This window comes from Micromonospora sp. KC721 (assembly GCF_004348355.1).
In the GTDB taxonomy this organism is placed as follows: domain Bacteria; phylum Actinomycetota; class Actinomycetes; order Mycobacteriales; family Micromonosporaceae; genus Micromonospora.
In genome coordinates, this window is record NZ_SMJY01000052.1 from 1 (window position 1) to 15,525 (window position 15,525).

Annotated in this window: 15 protein-coding genes and 2 tRNA genes; 13 read left to right on the top strand and 4 right to left on the bottom strand. The window is 70.6% G+C overall.

What is annotated here, in order from left to right; genetic code table 11:
• The coding region (locus tag E1182_RS32195) for a tetratricopeptide repeat protein (protein WP_165942588.1) at positions 1–1,627 on the bottom strand (1,627 nt) is incomplete at its 3' end.
• Between the two features lie 211 nt (positions 1,628–1,838).
• Here E1182_RS32195 and E1182_RS11945 point away from each other — a divergent pair.
• Together E1182_RS11945 and E1182_RS11950 are read left to right on the top strand one after the other, a co-directional pair.
• Positions 1,839–1,922, top strand: a tRNA-Leu gene (locus E1182_RS11945).
• A gap of 267 nt (positions 1,923–2,189) precedes the next feature.
• A complete protein-coding gene (locus E1182_RS11950) occupies positions 2,190–3,497 on the top strand; it encodes a site-specific integrase (protein ID WP_132264098.1) in 1,308 nt (435 codons plus the stop codon).
• Between the two features lie 89 nt (positions 3,498–3,586).
• On the opposite strand, the gene E1182_RS11955 is transcribed toward E1182_RS11950, so the two are convergent.
• Positions 3,587–4,690 carry an ice-binding family protein gene (locus E1182_RS11955; protein ID WP_132264100.1) on the bottom strand — a complete coding sequence of 368 codons (1,104 nt, stop codon included), beginning with the start codon at positions 4,688–4,690 and terminating at the stop codon, positions 3,587–3,589.
• A gap of 568 nt (positions 4,691–5,258) precedes the next feature.
• Positions 5,259–5,447: a helix-turn-helix domain-containing protein gene (locus tag E1182_RS11960; RefSeq protein ID WP_165942589.1), complete on the bottom strand. Its 189-nt coding sequence runs from the start codon at positions 5,445–5,447 to the stop codon at positions 5,259–5,261.
• A gap of 159 nt (positions 5,448–5,606) precedes the next feature.
• Here E1182_RS11960 and E1182_RS11965 point away from each other — a divergent pair.
• The 9 genes from E1182_RS11965 (at position 5,607) to E1182_RS12000 (ending at position 11,459) form a co-directional block, all read left to right on the top strand.
• Positions 5,607–5,679 (top strand) — tRNA-Gly (locus E1182_RS11965).
• A gap of 32 nt (positions 5,680–5,711) precedes the next feature.
• Positions 5,712–7,055, top strand: a complete 1,344-nt coding sequence (locus tag E1182_RS11970) for a hypothetical protein (protein ID WP_132264105.1) — start codon at positions 5,712–5,714, stop codon at positions 7,053–7,055.
• Positions 7,052–7,516 (top strand): hypothetical protein, encoded by a 465-nt coding sequence (locus E1182_RS11975; protein WP_132264108.1) that lies wholly within the window; start codon positions 7,052–7,054, stop codon positions 7,514–7,516. Before E1182_RS11970 ends, E1182_RS11975 begins: the two co-directional genes overlap by 4 nt.
• Positions 7,513–8,454 (top strand): ParB/Srx family N-terminal domain-containing protein, encoded by a 942-nt coding sequence (locus E1182_RS11980; protein ID WP_207921368.1) that lies wholly within the window; start codon positions 7,513–7,515, stop codon positions 8,452–8,454. Before E1182_RS11975 ends, E1182_RS11980 begins: the two co-directional genes overlap by 4 nt.
• 95 nt (positions 8,455–8,549) lie before the next feature.
• Positions 8,550–8,852 carry a hypothetical protein gene (locus E1182_RS11985; protein ID WP_132264110.1) on the top strand — a complete coding sequence of 101 codons (303 nt, stop codon included), beginning with the start codon at positions 8,550–8,552 and terminating at the stop codon, positions 8,850–8,852.
• A 72-nt stretch (positions 8,853–8,924) separates the two neighbouring features.
• Positions 8,925–9,545 (top strand): hypothetical protein, encoded by a 621-nt coding sequence (locus tag E1182_RS11990; RefSeq protein WP_132264112.1) that lies wholly within the window; start codon positions 8,925–8,927, stop codon positions 9,543–9,545.
• Positions 9,523–9,672: a hypothetical protein gene (locus E1182_RS31065; protein ID WP_165942590.1), complete on the top strand. Its 150-nt coding sequence runs from the start codon at positions 9,523–9,525 to the stop codon at positions 9,670–9,672. The genes E1182_RS11990 and E1182_RS31065 overlap by 23 nt, the downstream gene beginning before the upstream one ends.
• Positions 9,669–10,058, top strand: a complete 390-nt coding sequence (locus E1182_RS11995; RefSeq protein ID WP_132264114.1) for a hypothetical protein — start codon at positions 9,669–9,671, stop codon at positions 10,056–10,058. The genes E1182_RS31065 and E1182_RS11995 overlap by 4 nt, the downstream gene beginning before the upstream one ends.
• A gap of 3 nt (positions 10,059–10,061) precedes the next feature.
• The gene (locus E1182_RS12000) at positions 10,062–11,459 is read left to right on the top strand and encodes a terminase large subunit domain-containing protein (protein WP_132264117.1); all 1,398 of its coding nucleotides are present in this window, start codon (positions 10,062–10,064) and stop codon (positions 11,457–11,459) included.
• Between the two features lie 5 nt (positions 11,460–11,464).
• On the opposite strand, the gene E1182_RS12005 is transcribed toward E1182_RS12000, so the two are convergent.
• On the bottom strand, positions 11,465–12,814 hold the full coding sequence (locus tag E1182_RS12005) for a helix-turn-helix domain-containing protein (protein ID WP_132264119.1): 1,350 nt from the start codon (positions 12,812–12,814) through the stop codon (positions 11,465–11,467).
• A 149-nt stretch (positions 12,815–12,963) separates the two neighbouring features.
• On the opposite strand from E1182_RS12005, the gene E1182_RS12010 reads away from it, so the two are divergent.
• Positions 12,964–14,622 carry a ParB N-terminal domain-containing protein gene (locus E1182_RS12010; protein WP_132264121.1) on the top strand — a complete coding sequence of 553 codons (1,659 nt, stop codon included), beginning with the start codon at positions 12,964–12,966 and terminating at the stop codon, positions 14,620–14,622.
• A complete protein-coding gene (locus E1182_RS12015) occupies positions 14,619–15,386 on the top strand; it encodes a phosphoadenosine phosphosulfate reductase family protein (protein ID WP_243706185.1) in 768 nt (255 codons plus the stop codon). Before E1182_RS12010 ends, E1182_RS12015 begins: the two co-directional genes overlap by 4 nt.
• Positions 15,387–15,525 lie beyond the last annotated feature (139 nt).

A 15,525-nucleotide genomic window follows, 5' to 3' on the forward strand; every position in this document is an offset into this window, starting at 1 on the left:
GTGGAGCGCTGACCGGGTACGGGGTGGTGGGCGGCGCGCTGGGCGCCGTCGGGGCGGAAGCCGGTGGTGCGCTGACGACCGGGGACGGCGGCAGCGGGGACGCCGACGGTGGTGCCACCGCGGCGGCGCTGGTGAGGTCGGCATCCGGCGGGGTCGCAGCGGAACGCCGGGCCCCTGGTCCGGTCCGCTCGGCCTCCTCCCGCAGCAGTGGCCCGATCTGCTGGACCTGGATGGTCGGCCGGTCCCAGCCATGCGGCTTCGGGGCCGACGGGCGCGCGGGGTCGGACGCGTCCCCCGGTCGGCCGGTCGACGCGTACTCCGACTGGCCCGGTGCCGCTGCTTCGGCCCTCTCGCCCGGCCCGGCGGCGCCGGGCTGCCGCGGTGGTGCCGACACGGGTGCCGGCGCGACCGGTTGCGGTGGTGCGGAGACCGGTGCGGGCACGACGGGAGGCGCAGGCGCCGTCGGAATGCGCGGCGGGGACACGACCGGAGTGGGAGGGGCGTTGACCGGCTGTGGTCCGAGCGGTGGCGTCACGACCGGTGCTGGCGGCACCGTGGCGGTCGGCGGGACCGCTGGCGCGGCGGACGCCCGCTGGTGGGGCGGCGCACCGTCAGGCGTCGGGAGGGACGACGCCTGACGGTGCGATGCCTGCAGATGGGGCGGTGCCCACGGCGACGAGACCGGCGCCATCGGGCCGGTCTGCGCCGCCGGGCCCACCGGCGGGTGCACCAGCCCTGGCACCTGGTGTGGCACGGGCGGTGTGGTTGGCCCCGGCGGCACGGGCATGGGGGGCGCTGGCACCGCGGGGGCGGGCGCAGGTGTGGGTAACACCGGTGCCGGCGGCACCGACCGCTGCTGCCGGGGCAACGGCACGTGCGGTGCCGAGGGCTGGTGTGCCGGCGGTGCCGTCTGGTGGGGGCCACCGTCGAGTGGGGAAGCAGGCTGCCACCCCTGGCCGCTCGCGCTGTCGGGCCGCACGTACGCGACGGGTGTCGGTGGGACGACCGGCCCCCGTCGCGCCACCGGATCGGGTTGCACCGGCGGCGCCACGACACTCGGCGGCGCCACCGCACTGGGTGGCCCGGGTCGAGCCATGGCGCTGGGTGGCCCCGGAGGAGCCGTGGGCTGCGGCGGCATCGGCGGGGCGGGGGGAGCCGATGCGGGAGAGCCAACGGATGGAGGAGAAGGTGCGGGAACGGTTCCGGCGCCGAGGTACTGCCGGGCAGCGCTCACCGCGGCATGCTGCTCGCCCAGCACCGACGGACCGTAGGTGACGACCCGGGTGAAGTTGCGGCGGGCCTCGTGCCGGTTACCCAGTTCATCGGCCACCTGGGCGAGGTCGAAGCAGATCGCTAGCATGAGCGGGTCGGCCGGATTCCAGCGGCGCTCACCCGCGGCGTACGCCTCCTCCAGCACCCGGCGGGCACCGGCCGGGTCGTCGGCCTCGCGGTGCATCCGCGCCAGCAGGTGGGCGGCGCTCAACACGTCGGGGTGGTCCTCTCCGTACCCGGGCCGGGCGGAGGCGAGCGTGTCGGCGAGCAGCCGGCGGGCGGCCGAAAGGTCGCCGGCGGCCCGCAGGGCGAGGGCCCGCTGCTGGACGCCGGCAAGGGGAGAGGGCTGTGCCACGGGAACAATGCTGCCCGTAGAGCGCGCCCGGACGCTACCCGCGTCACCGGTGTCCGGATCTCTCGACCCGGTTGAGCTGGGCAGACACCCCACCCGGACGGCGATGTGCATGATCCACCTCGGGCGTGTACAGTAATGCCCCGTGCGGCCAACCTGGGTGGCTGACCGGCGGGAAATCCCGCTCGGCTGACCGGGTAGGCTGAACGAGTAGGTCCGGGTGGCGGAATGGCAGACGCGCTAGCTTGAGGTGCTAGTGCCCGTATAGGGCGTGGGGGTTCAAGTCCCCCCTCGGACACGAGCATGTTTCATCCTTGAGAACCATCGCAGAAGGCCGTTGACCTGGCACAACACAGGTCAACGGCCTTGATCGTTTCCCGGGCTGTTGCCGCCGTGGGATCACCGTGGGATCACGGGCTTCAAATCGCGTTGCCGACGTCCACAAGCGACACGATCTTGCCTTCGCTGATCGAGACGGTTACGGTCCCACTGCTGCGCATATAGGTGCGGCTGGCGGCAGAGCCCGCGAAGCCGGGTCGAGGCCGCCTACTCACGTGGAGGAACGGTGGCGACGATCGAGAAGAGGACAACGAAGGACGGCAAGACCACCCGGTGGCGGGTGAAGTGGCGCGACGGCGGCCGCCGCGACGGCGATTGGGACGGCGAGACGTTCGACTACCAGGCCGACGCGAAGCGCTTCAAGGCGCTCGTCGACGCCGCCGGCAACCACCGGCCGTCGCCGGAGCAGCTGGTCGAGCACGGATTCGGCCATTTGGCGCCAGCCCTGGCTACGGCACCCGCCCAGGACCCGGCGGCGACGACATTCCGGCAGTACGCGCTCGCGTGGCTGGACACCTTGACCAAGCCGAGCGAGGAGACGAAGCGGAAGTACCGGGAGCGGCTGGAAAAGCACGTCTTCCCGGTGCTGGGCGACAAGCCGATCGCCAGCATCACCCGGCGGATGATGCGCGAGTGGCAGACCGGCCTGCTCGACGCCGGGCTCTCACGCAAGACCATCGCCAACATCCGGGGCGAGTCAGTGTTCCCGATTTTCCGCGCCTCGTGCCTGCCCGGCGAGGATGAGGAGCCGCCGCTGCGGACGTACAACCCGTTGGAGGGGCTGGCCCTCCCGGAGGGCACGAGGTACGAGCCGGACATCTTGGAGACGCCCGAGGAAGCGGCGATTCTGCTCACTGCGGCGTACGAGGTGGACCCGGAGGCCGCTGACCTTCTGCTGACGAAGTTGGCCGGCGGGCTGCGTTGGGGCGAGGTGGCTGCCCTGCCACCCGAAGCCGTGCGGAAGCACCTCGGGACCGTCGAGATCCGGCAGGTCCTTCGAAAGGTCAACCGGCAGTGGGTCGTTGAGCCCAAGCCGAAGACGAAGCAGGGCTACCGCCAGGTGCCGCTGCACCCGTTGGTGATGCATGTCGTCAACCAGCGAGCCGAGAAGGGCGGGAAGTTCCTGTTCTGCGCGCCCCGCGGCAACCACTGGCGGTACGAGGACTTCTACGACTGGCGGTGGGTGAAGATCCGCATGATGGCCGAGTCGCGGGGCCTGCGCGGGCACATGACCATGCACGGACTGCGGCACTCGCTGCTGACGCTGCTGGCGAGTGAGGGCTTGGAGCTGTCGGCGCTCAAGGGTGTCGCCGGGCACCGCCAGGTGTCCACGACGATGGACGTGTACGTGCACCATACGACGACGCACCACGAGCCCGTTCGGCGGATCGTCGGCGGCTTCCTGGAGGCCGGCATCCGTGCCGGTGAGCAGCAGCGCGCCGCCGGGGTCGCCCGGGCCGGCGAGATCCGCGGCCGGATCCACGGCTCCTGGAGGGAGCGCCGGCCGGCGACATCGGGCGGGCCCGGTAGGTAGACGGGGGTCCGCGAGTAACGGATTCACGTACTTGAGCTGTGATGACCCCGGCGGCCGGTGACCGGCCGCCGGGGTCTGCTCGGTCAGGACTACGAGGTCCTACGGCGGGAGAAGAGAAGCAAGGCTGTGCCGGTGACGACGGCGATGCTGCCGATGCCCGTCAGGACGGGTACCAGCATGCCGCCGCTGCCGCCGGTCACCGGCAGCTCCGTGCGGGTGGAAGTCGGAAGCGCGGTAGGAGTTCCCGTGGGCTGACCGGTCGGAGCGGCTGTCGGCGTCGCCGTCGAAGTGGCCGTAGGCGTCGGTGTCACGGTCGGCGTGGCCGTGGGTGTCACGGTCGGCGTGGCCGTGGGTGTCACGGTCGGCGTGGCCGTGGGTGTCACGGTCGGCGTGGCCGTGGGTGTCACGGTCGGCGTGGCCGTGGGTGTCACGGTCGGCGTGGCCGTGGGTGTGGTTGTTGGGGTTCCTGTGGGTTGGAGGCAGACGGGCGCGGTGATGGTGTTGGTGTCGAGGGTGACGGCGCCGGTTTGGGCCAGGGCGCGGCCTTGGAGGGTTGCGCCGGTGTTCATGGTGATCGAGGTTTGGGCCAGGATGTTGCCCACGAATTGGGTGCCGGTGCCGATCGTGGCCGAGCTGCCCACCTGCCAGTAGACGTTGCAGGGTGAGGCGCCGTTGATGAACACGACGCTGCTGTTGGAGGCGGTGATGAGGGTGGAGTCGATCTGGAAGATGAATACAGCTGCGGGGTTGCCCTGAGAGTTGAGTGTCAGGGTGCCGGTGAGTTGTGCGGCACTGATCCGGTACACCCCGGGGGTGAGGGTGGATCCGCCGAGTTCGGCGGGGAGGTTGGTGAACGGGGTGCGGCCGGCGGCGTCGTTGTAGGCGGTGGTGAGGTCGTTCTTGGCTTGCAGGGCGACGGCGTCGGCGAGGTGGATCTCGCCGGCGACGATGCCCGGGGGGAAGCCTTCCGCGGTGTTGCCGGGGTGGACGCCGAGGCTCTGCGCCAGGAAGCTCGGGCCGGTGTTGGTGACGGTGGAGCCGGCCAGTACGGAGAAGTTGGCGGCTGTGCCCAGGCCGACCGGCGCTGGCTGGGCGTGAGCGCCAGTGCCGCTGAAGATCAGCACGGCGACGGCCGCGACGGCCGCGATGGCGACCGCGAGCGCCGGCAGCACAGCGCGCTGACGATGACGCATTGGAATAGCTGTCACGATTATGGCCCTCTCATGGCGCGTGTCCGGCAGGCGCTACGGGAGGCAGCAGCCGAACTCGCACCGGACTACGATGCGTTCAATCGGACTTTTGCACATCTAGGGCCATAATGGTGCCGAAACTCGCGAAGCTGCCGATCGGTCGTAGCGCAGGCCATCGCACGCGGTCAGCCCGTCACCCGACCCTTAATCGCGTACGAGGACCACCTCCTGCATCCCTGCGACGTCGCCAGCAAGGACCAGCTATCGACTCAAGAACGCCTGACCGCATCGACGGCCAAGCCCACGCGGCATAACCTGCTCCAATTCATCCCACTACCTGGGCACCTGAACTCGTACGCCTACTCGCGGCGCAAAGACAAGTGGTGCCCGGGCTAGCGCAGACATCCGGTTCGCCGGGTTTGTGGTTGGCTCGCCGCCCGGCTCCATCTGCCATCCTCCTAGGACGGTGTAGGGGTGGTGACGTACAACGGGGGCCGCCGAGTGCCGGCATCCGGCCGGCGGAGAACCGATGAGTGCGGTTGTAGCGACCGCCCCAGCGGCCCCCGGGTCATTAGCGCCGCGCCAGCGCCGGGCACGCCCGGTAGGCGGCGGCAATGTCGTCGTCGGTGAAGCGGACCTTCCGGCCCAGGCGGTGGCAGGGGACTCGGCCCTTCGACACCCAGCGCCGCAGCGTCGTCTCGGCGATTCGCAGCCGCTGCGCGGCCTCCGCGTATGTGTAGTCGTCGTGCTGTTCTGCCACCTGGCTAACCTCCCCGATTCTGGCGGTGTGGGGGTTACGGTAGGCCATTGCGGCCGTATAGCGCCACATCTAGATACGGAGAGGAACATCAGGAACGGAGGGGTCTTGCGCCGCCTGCCTATACGGCTACTATCGGACCGCGCGTACACATCGCGCACCGCGCTGGAAGTGCTGCTTGGTGGCACGCCGCCCTACCGGGGTGGAGGCCCAGGTTCAAATCCTGGCCGGCGCTCGATGCCCGGCCACAGGGGAAGGTGGTGAAGGGTGTTCCACGGCTCCATCCCAGCGGACCTCCGCTCAATCATCTACGAGCACGCCGACTCCTGGCCCGACACCGACCTGTACGTCGGCTGCTCCGGGAACTTCACGATCGAGCGGACGCTGCACAGCCGGCCGGGCGAGCAGCGAGCCATCCACGGCAACGACGTCCAGGCGTACTCGAGCGCCCTCGGCTGGTGGCTGGCCGGCCGGGAGCTGGACTACCGGCTCAAGGACGAGCACCGCGACGAGCTGGCCTGGCTGGAGCCTTACCTGGCCACGTCGACGGACACCCTGGCCACGCTGATGCTCGGCACCCGGTTCCTCCAGCACGTCGGCCGGTCCGGCGTCTACTACGAGCGCATGGTCCGGGCCACGATCGGCCAGTTCCCGACGATGCACGCCAAGACGGTCGCCAAGCTGAACGCGCTCACCCTGCGCCTCGGCTCCTACTACTGCGGCGACGTGCGGGACTACCTGGAGAAGGTCGTGCCGGCCGACGCCCCGGTGGCAATGTTCCCTCCGTTCTACGCAGGCGACTACGAGGCGCAGTTCGCCGGCATCGACGAGTTCTTTGACTGGCCGGCGCCGACGTACGACATGCTCGACGAGGACGGCAAGGAGCAAATCATCGGCGCGGTCCTCGACCGGCCCCACTGGATCCTCGGCCTGCACATCGCCCGCGACGAGCTACGCCCCTGGCTGCGCGGCGTCGTCCAGACCTCCAACCGCGGCATGCCGATCTACGTGTACGCCAGCTCGGGCGCGCGGCGGGTTGTCGCGCCCGCCCAGCAGGTCGCCCCGATCCTCATGTCGAAGATCGGCCCTGCCGAAGACCTCGGCGACCGCATGGCCATCCACGTGCTCAACGGCGGCCAGTTCGCCGCCATTCGGTCGCAGTTCATGAGCAAGACGATCCTGCCCGGGTCGCCTCTGCTCGCCTGCGGCGTCAGCGTCGACGGGAAGCTGATCGGCGCGTTCGCGTACCTGCCACCGAAGTTCGACCCGGCCTGCGCCTATCTGATGTCGGACTTCCCGGTGTCGTGGACCCGGTACCGGCGGCTGGCGAAGCTGATCGTCATGGCGGCCGCCAGCCGCGAGGCCCAGTTGCTGCTCCAGCGGTCGCTGTCGAAGCGGCTCACCTCGTGGTCGACCACGGCGTTCACCGACCGGCCGAACAGCGCCAAGTACGGCAGGGGCATCCCGGGCGTGAAGTTGCAGAAGCGCAGCGAGCCGGCCGCCGACGGCATCCACCGGTACCAGCTCCAGTACGGCGGCCCGCTGGGGGACTGGACGCTCCAAGAGGCGCTGGCGGAGTGGAAGCGCCGCCACGGGAAGGATATGCGATGACCGACGACCACCGTCGCGGCCAGGTCGCCGCCGAGCCGGCCGGCTGCCCCAAGACGATGTGGGACGGTCCCTACAGTTACCGGTGCGGCCTTGGTGCCGCCAGCGGCGTGTGCGCGAGGCACGGCCGGTTCCGTCACGAAACGCCGGCGCAGGCCGACCCGGACCGGCCGTGCCCGCACACCGACATGCACTTGGACGCCGACGTGCAGCGGCTGACCGCCTCCGAGGACGACGACACAGTGGTGGCGTACATCGTGGAGCTCCAGGTTCGCTGCACGGCTGAGGGCTGCAACGAGCGGTTCCGCTGGAGCGGCGTGCCCGCCGGCCTCCGGCCGGACCGGCCTGCCTGTTCCCCGGACGAGTTCGTGCTGCACGCGCCGATCCGGCCGGCGACCGCCGACCCGGACTTCGGCCTCGGCATCCCCGGGTTCGCCATCCAGTACCGCGGGGGCCAGGGGTGAGCGACGCCGACGAGCTGGCCGGGCCCGCCGACGCCGGCCCACTGAACCTGCGCCCCGAGACGGTCGACCCGCACAGCCTGACACTGCTGGAGGTCAACGCCCGCTACATGCGGAAGGAGACGTTCGACCGTCTGGTGGGGAACGTCCGCCGAGACGGGGCGCTCACCAGCACCCCGCTGGTCTGGAACGACACGGCGGGTGGTCGGATGGTCGTGCTGTCCGGCAACCACCGGATCATGGCCGCCCGCGAGGCGGGCCTGACGGCGGTCAACGTCATCGTGGTCGACCAGCCGCTGTCCCGCGCCCGGCAGGTCGCCCTCCAGTTGTCCCACAACGCCATCGAGGGCGAGGACGACCCGGCCACGCTCAAGCAGCTCTACGAGGAGCTGGACGACGTGGACTGGCGGGCCTACTCGGGCCTGGATGACAAGCAGCTCGACTTGCTCGCGCAGGTAGACCTGGAGGGCCTGTCCGAGGCGAACCTGGACTTCGCCGCCATCCAGCTGGCGTTCCTGCCGCACGAGCTGGACGCCGCCCGCGCCAGCTTCGACGAGGCCCGCAAGCTCGTCCAGGCCGACGGCCGATGGCTCGCCCGGTACGCCGACTACGAGTCCACCCTGGACGCGCTCGCAACGGCCCACAGCGCCCACAACGTCGGCAACGTGGCCACCGCGCTCGGCCTCATCCTCGCGGTGTTCGAGCGGCACCTCGGCGAGCTGCGCGACGGCGTGTGGTTCGACCCGGAGACCGCCGAGCCGATCGGCAGCGCCAACCGGCTTGTGCCGATTGAGACGGTCGTCGAGACGCGCACGATGCCGGCCGACGCCGCGGCGGTGCTGGCCCGGGCCGTCAACAAGCTCGTCGCCTCCGGGGAGGTGCCCGCCGACCAGCGGTGGCGTGCCCTGGAGCTGCTGGCCGCCGACTACCTCGCCGGCTGACCCGTTCTGATCCCGGACGGCTCGCAGCTCCGCCGGCCGTCCGTCGTCCATCCGGCCGCAGTCGAGCATTGCGGCCCAACCTGAGAGGAAGCCACATGGCCGAGGGCACCAGCACCACCGCCGACGCCGAGGACGGCCTGTACGCCGGCCTAGACGAGCGGCAGCGCTACGAGCTGGACCGCCGCTGCGACCACCACCCGCCAGTGAACCTGGAGCAGGCCGAGCGGCACGCCCGGTGGAGGGCCGCCGTCAAGGCCGTGATGGCCGAGGCGATGCGCTCCCTGCCGCCCGGCCGCGAGTCCTCGCTGGTGCTCAGCGCCCTGGACGACGCCCTCATGTACGGCAATGCGGCGATCGCCCGACCCCCGATGTCCGGAGCGCGACCCGCGGGCCACTGAGACAGGGCGGCCCGGCCGGCACTTCCCCGCCGGCCGGGCCGCCCGCACCACCAGCACCACGAGGAGGTGACCATGAGCGAGCCGGCGATCCTGCCCTGGGACCGGCAGACGCGCGAGCCCGAGACGGCCTACGGCTACTTCGCCTTGTATCGGGACCTTGGCCGCACCCGCACCGTCGCCAAGGTCGCCACCGAGGTCAACAAATCCCGGGATTACCTCCACAACCTGGCCACCCGATGGAAGTGGGTGCAGCGGGCGCAGGCGTGGGATCGCGAAGAGGACCGCCTGTATATCGAGGGCCTGGCCGAGCAGCGCCGGGACATGGCCAGGCGGCACGCACGGATCGCGTCGGCGTTGCAGTCGAAGCTCGTGACCCGGCTGCAGAACCTCGACGCCTCGAAGCTCAGTCCGGCTGACATCGCGCGGTGGCTGGAGGTGACGACCCGGGTCGAGCGGCTGGCCCTCGGCCTGCCCGACTCGACGACCGCACACACCGGCCCAGACGGCGGCCCGATCCGCGCCGAGGTCGAGCAGATGAGCGAACAGCAGCGCGCCGACTTCTTCAAGGCGCTGATGGCCGAGGCGGCGGCCCGCGCCGGCCAGGCCAACCCGACCGGCGGCCCCGATACGGAGGGCCCCGGCGATGACGACGAGCACGAGGAGGCGGACGGTGGAACGTCGGCAGAGGACTGACGAGCGGACGACGCGAGTTGTGGTGGAGGTAGACGCCCCGCGCTGGACGGTGTGGTCGATCGGGGTGGGGCTGCTGCTCCTCGGCGTGAGCAACGTGACCGCCGTGGTGCTGCTGGTGACGCGGTGAGCCGTGGGCCCCGCTCGGTGCGGCTGCTGACCGGCCACCGCCGGCCGGCATCGGCCCGGACCGCGTGCCGGCCGGGCGGCCCGGTCGGCGTGGGTCCGCCGATGTGGCCGGCGCTCTACCCCCAGGGCCGCGCGGTCGGTCATGCTCGCGTTGTCGCCGTGCCGCCGGCGCAGCTGCGCTCCTACCGGCGGCGGGTGTGGGCGTGGCGGCTGCTCCTCGCCGGCTGGGTTGGCCTGACCGCCCTCGCTGCCTGGGTGGGCCTGCGGTGGATCGGCCTGGCCGGGCTCGGCTGCCCGCTGCTGATGGCCAGCCCGCTGCTGGGCATGTGGTGGTGCTCGATCGTGGACCTGCGCGAGCAGGAGTCCGAGCTGCGGCGAGGGCGCTGAGCCGTGCTGTTGTCGTACCCGGACCCGGCGCTGATGACGGACGCCGAGCTGGCCGCCTACCTGCGCGAGGTGTCCGAGGTGCAGGGCATGGTCCGGTACGACTGGCGGCGGCACGCCCGGCCCGAGCAGATGGAGCCGGCGTACTACCGGATCTGGATGCTGCTCGCCGGCCGTGGGTTCGGCAAGACCCGCACCGGGGCGGAGACGGTCCGTGGCTGGGCCGGCGCCCGGCCGGGCGGGCACTACGCGGTGATCGCGAAGACGCACCGCGAGGTGTACAACGTGTGCTTCACCGCCCGGCGGGCCGGACTGCTCGCGGTGGTGCCGCCGAAGCAGGTGCGGACATTCAACAAGAGCGAGCCGTACCTGGAACTCACGAACGGGGCGATCATCCGCGGGTTCGGCGCGCAGGACCCGGACACGCTGCGCGGCTATGACTTCGACGGCTGTTGGCTCGACGAGTACGCGGCCTGGCCGGTGCAGACGGCGCAGGGCGTGTTCGACATGCTGTGGTTCTGCATGCGCGAGGCGCCCGACCCGCGCATGGTCATCTCGACGACGCCGAAGCCGCTGCCGCACGTTAAGAAGCTGCTGGCACGGGCGAAGAAGCAACTGGCGCGCAGCCACCGGCCCCGGGTGGTCATCACCCGCGGCAAAACGATGGACAACGCCGCGAACCTGTCGCCGGAGGCGTTGGAGGAACTGCTGGAGCAGTACGGCGGCACGCGGCTGGGCCGGCAGGAACTGAACGCCGAGCTGCTGTCCGACGTCGACGGCGCACTGTGGAAGTCGGAGTGGATCGAGGCCGGCCGCGTCGACAAGGACGACGTGCCGCCGCTGGTCCGGACGGCCGTCAGCGTCGACCCAGCGGACACAGTGTCGGAGACGAGCGACGAGACAGGCATCGTCGCCGTCGGCCGAGGCGAGGACGGCGACCACTACGTGCTGGCCGACCGGAGCATGAAGATCGCCGGGGTGGCCGCCGCCCGGCGGATCTGGCAGTGCTACCTGGACGTCGACGCCGACGTGGTGATCTACGAGGGGTCGTCAGCGTGGCTGCGGGACATCCTGATCGACGCCTGGGCGGCCATGCAGGCAGAGGGGCTGCTGCCGGGCGGTGATCCGCCAATCGACGTGGTGCAGGCCCGCCAGTCGAAGCGGGTACGGGCCGAGCCGGTGGCGGCCCGGTACGAGGTTGTCCCACCTCGGGTGCACCACGTCGGCACGTTCCCGGCGCTGGAAGACCAGCAGACGACGTGGACGCCAGAGTCCGGGGACTCGCCGGACCGGCTGGACGCGCTGGTTCACGGGGTGGCGTACCTGCGCGCGAAGGAATCCCGCCGGGCGGTGGTGGCGTCGCCGCTTGGCAAGCCGGCCCGCCGGTCGGGAGGGCCGCGGTGACCGCGTCAGCCCGCCCGGTCCTCGATGACGTCTACGCCGTGCCGCTCGGCGTACCGCATCACGATGGTCTGCGCCTGCTGGTGCCAGTAGCATCGCCGCACGTTTCCGTCGGCGGTGAGCTGGAGCGCTTCCGGGCAGCCGAACTCCTGGACCAGGCCGGTGGCGAGGCGGTACGTGACGGCCAGCAAGCCCCGGCCGTCGGTGGCCAACTCGTCGATGTCAGCGACAGCGTCAGCCACTGGCGGCTGCCACACGGGATGGGTGCCCAAGGCGTTGACGAAGCCGTGGCCACGAGAGTGCACGAGATAGGCCGGCAGGTTCAGAGCCACCGGGAAGATGGTGACCCGCAAGGTAGCGAGGCCGCCCGCCGCCGCACGGTCCCGGGCGTGAGCCGCGAGGAACTTCAGCGCGGCGGCGATCGTTGCGACCAAATCCTCGTCATCGATGCGGCTCCCAGGCGGTGGGCCGTCGTCATGGCCGGGGCGGGTATGCCGGGCGTCGAAGCAGGCAGCGATGCTGCCACTGCCGTCCTCGTGCAGCTCGCAGGAAAGGTCCAGGTACAGCCTGTTCGCGTCGCAGTCGGCGGAACCCACCAACCGGCGGTGTCGAACGCCGGCCCGTCGGAAGTGCGTCAGCGGGATGTCCAGACCGCTGATGGTGCGGCCGGCGACGTCCTGCTCGAAGGCGTTGAGGGTGGCCGTGTCGATGCGGAAATCCCCGGGCAGGTCGGGTACGAGGGTAGCCACGAGCCAGGACTGCCGGCTGTCGAGGCGGCTGGTGAAGTCACGCTCGATGCGGGCAGCTTCATCGATGCGGTCGGCGAGGCCGGCGAACCGGGCGCGGTACGCCTCGGCCACCAGTGCCTCGGACAACCACACCGTCTGGGTGCCGATGCGCTTGGGGTAGAGCAGCGCGTTGTTCTGGATGTAGGCGTGTGGCGCCGTCGCCGTGCGGGCGACCCAGACGACGAGGAAACCGGTGCCCGGCCGGTCGGGATCCTCGACCGGGATGATGTCGAACGTCGGCGTCGGCTGGACGTTGGCGACGACGGTCTGGTGGAGCCGGAGGCGCTCGGCGTCGCTGATGTCGACGCCCACGGCCTTCGCGGCGCGACCCTGGCTGTCCTCCTCCATGCCGAGGATGAGCAGGCCGCCGTTGGCGTTGGCCAGGCCGCCGACGTCGCCGCACAGCGCCTTCCGGTCCCGGTCCCTGCTGCCGTACGTGTCGCGCTTGAAGTCCAGGTCCGGTCCTTCGGCGGTGCCCGGGATGAGGCCCGTGACCTGCGTGTAGGTCAGGGACTCGTCGATGGGTCCACCGAGGAGCTGTTCGAGTCGGCGGTTCCGCAAGGTCGGCATGGGCCTGATCGTGGACCGCCGTGTCGTGGTGGGGCAAATCCGCAGGTCAGTGGGGATTTCGATTAGACAGGTGATGATCTTGATTGATACAATGATTATGTACGACAGAAGTCGTACGTTCGTTCACGTGGAGTAGAAAGGACCGAGAGGTGACAGCACCCACGAAGACGCGCCGCCCCAAGACGAAGGCGAAGGTGACCGCGCCGTACCTGGCCCAGCTCGACCCCCGGGAACTGGTCGCGCACCCGAGCAACCTGCGGACCCAGCTCGGTGATCTGACCGAGCTGCGCGCGTCGATCGCCGCGCACGGCGTGTGGCAGGCGCTGACCGTCGTCCCCGAGGACGGTGGCCACCGAATCGTCGCCGGCCACCGGCGGGCCGCTGCCGCAGCCGAGGCCCTGGAGGCCGGAGAATGGGCGGAAGGGCAGCCGCAGACCGTGCCCTGCCTCGTCCGCCCAGACATGCAGGGCCTGGCCCCCGACCAAATCGTCGGGATGCTGGTCGAGAACGACCAGCGCGCCGACCTCACCGAGTCGGAGCGGGCAGCCGGGTACGCGCAGCTGGAGCTGTTCGGCCTGGATGTCGCCGAGATCGCGCGCCGGACCGGCCGGAAGACCGAGCACGTCCAGTCCTCACTCAAGCTGAGGAAGCTCGGCACGGCCGCCACTGCGGCGGCCGACGCTGGCCGGCTGAGCCTGGAGGACGTCGCCGAACTAGCCGAGTTCGAGGACGACCCGAAGGTGATGGAGAAGATCCTCAAGGAGGTCGGCAACGGCTGGGGGATCAAGCACAAGGTCGGCGAGGAGCGCCGCAAGCGGAAGGTCAAGCAGGCCATCGCGGACGTGACCGCCGAGCTGGAAGCAGCCGGCGTGAAGATCGTGAAGAAGCCGAAGGAGTGGCCGTACAACAGCCAGATGGCGCGCGTCGACCAGCTGATGACGGTCGACGACCAGGAGATCGACCCGGAGACGGTCAAGACGCTCGACGGGTACGGCGCGTGGGTCGAGGAGCGGTGGGACTCGGCCGAGGCGGTCATCGTCTGCCTCGACCCGGAGTCTCACGGCTACAAGCGGACCGGGTACAGCAACTACAAGAGCCCGGCAGAGAAGGCCGCCGACGAGGCCCGCGAGAAGGCCCGCGAGGAACTGCGGGCACGGCTCAAGGAGTCCGCGGTCGTGCGGCGGAAGTTCCTCGTCGAGCGGTATGGCAGCGCGAAGGGCGCGAAGACGCTGCTGGTCGAGGCGATGCGCTTCGCCGTGGTGTGGCCGGACTTCCTGCACTACCGAATCGACCGGGAGCTGATCAAGGACCTGGCCGGCGGTGAGCTGAACGACGGCGCGACCGCTGGGCAGGACCGGCTGAACCGGCTCCTCGTCGCTCGGATGATCGGCGCGCAGGAGCACAACGTCGAGCAGGTCGTGGATGGCCGGTGGGTCGCGCACAAGGACCTGATCGTGCTGTGGCTGAACCGGCTGGAGGAGGACGGCTACGAGCTGTCCGACGCCGAAGCGGGCATGCGTGACCGGCTCGTCGCCGACGAGGAGGAGCGGAAGCGCCTCGCCGCCGAGGAAGAGGCGGAACGCATCAAGGAGCTGGAGGAGGCGGGCTACGCGCGGCGCGTCGACGAGGACGACGAGGAGTACGACGGCGAGGTTGGCGACGAGGACCGTACCGACGCGGTGATCGTTGACGTTGCCTTGCCCGACCACGACGCCGAGCCCGAGCCCGTACCGGATGCCGTGCCGGAGCCCGATGCCGATCCGGACCCGTCTGGTGAGGCCGACCCGGAAGAGGTAGCGCGGGCGTGACGCGACTCGTCCCTGCCCGGGACGGGCGGGAGGCGGCCACCACTGTGGCCGCCCCCCGGCGCCTCCCGGCACCACCCCCGAACGCGCCCGACCTCGCGGAATGCGACGTGATCGTGGCCAACCACAGCGGCGGAAAGGACTCCCTGGCCATGCTGGACGTCGTCGCGCACGACGCAGACGCCGTTGGGGTACTCAACCGCGTGGTCGTGCAGCACAACGACCTCGGCCGGGTCGAGTGGCCCGGTGCCCGCGAGATCGCCCAGCAGCACGCCGAGCACTACGGGCTGCGGTTCGAGGTGCGTAGCCGCCGAGGCCCGGACCTGCTGGACGACATCCGGCGGCGGGGGAAGTTCCCCGACGCCGCACGCCGCTGGTGCACGAGTGACCATAAGCGCGGGCCCGGCCGGACCCTGCTGACCGAGTTGACGCGCGAACTCGCCTTGGACCGGCCGGCGAGGATCGTGCAGTGCTACGGCTTCCGTGCCCAGGAGTCGCCGGGCCGGGCAGCCAAGGAGCCATTCGCCTACGACCGGGGCGCGTCGACGCAGACGACCCGGCAGGTGTGGACGTGGCTGCCGATCCTCGGCTGGACCGTCGACCAGGTGTGGGACCGCATTCGCGCCAGCGGCCTGCCATACCACCCGGTGTACGACGAGGGCATGTCCCGCCTCTTCTCTCCACAGTTCGCTGATGTCTCAGTTTCATCGACCTCGGCCGCATCGCACCGACCCCAAGCCGCCACGCGACATCGTCGGAGAACTTGAGAACCTACGCACACAACTGCGCCGCAAGACAGGCGAATGCGCCCGTCTCCAAGAGCGCCTGGCCGCCGCCGCGACCACGATCGCCGCGCTGCATCACGACAACAACGCGCTGCTCGACGAACTCGCCCGGCACCGGTCC

Bases quoted from the DNA above. Each gene is read 5' to 3' on its own strand.
- E1182_RS12005 (WP_132264119.1), bottom strand. From the start codon at position 12,814: ATGCCGACCTTGCGGAACCGCCGACTCGAACAGCTCCTCGGTGGACCC.
- E1182_RS11955 (WP_132264100.1), bottom strand. From the start codon at position 4,690: ATGCGTCATCGTCAGCGCGCTGTGCTGCCGGCGCTCGCGGTCGCCATC.
- E1182_RS11985 (WP_132264110.1), top strand. From the start codon at position 8,550: ATGGCCGAGGGCACCAGCACCACCGCCGACGCCGAGGACGGCCTGTAC.
- E1182_RS11990 (WP_132264112.1), top strand. From the start codon at position 8,925: ATGAGCGAGCCGGCGATCCTGCCCTGGGACCGGCAGACGCGCGAGCCC.
- E1182_RS11975 (WP_132264108.1), top strand. From the start codon at position 7,052: ATGACCGACGACCACCGTCGCGGCCAGGTCGCCGCCGAGCCGGCCGGC.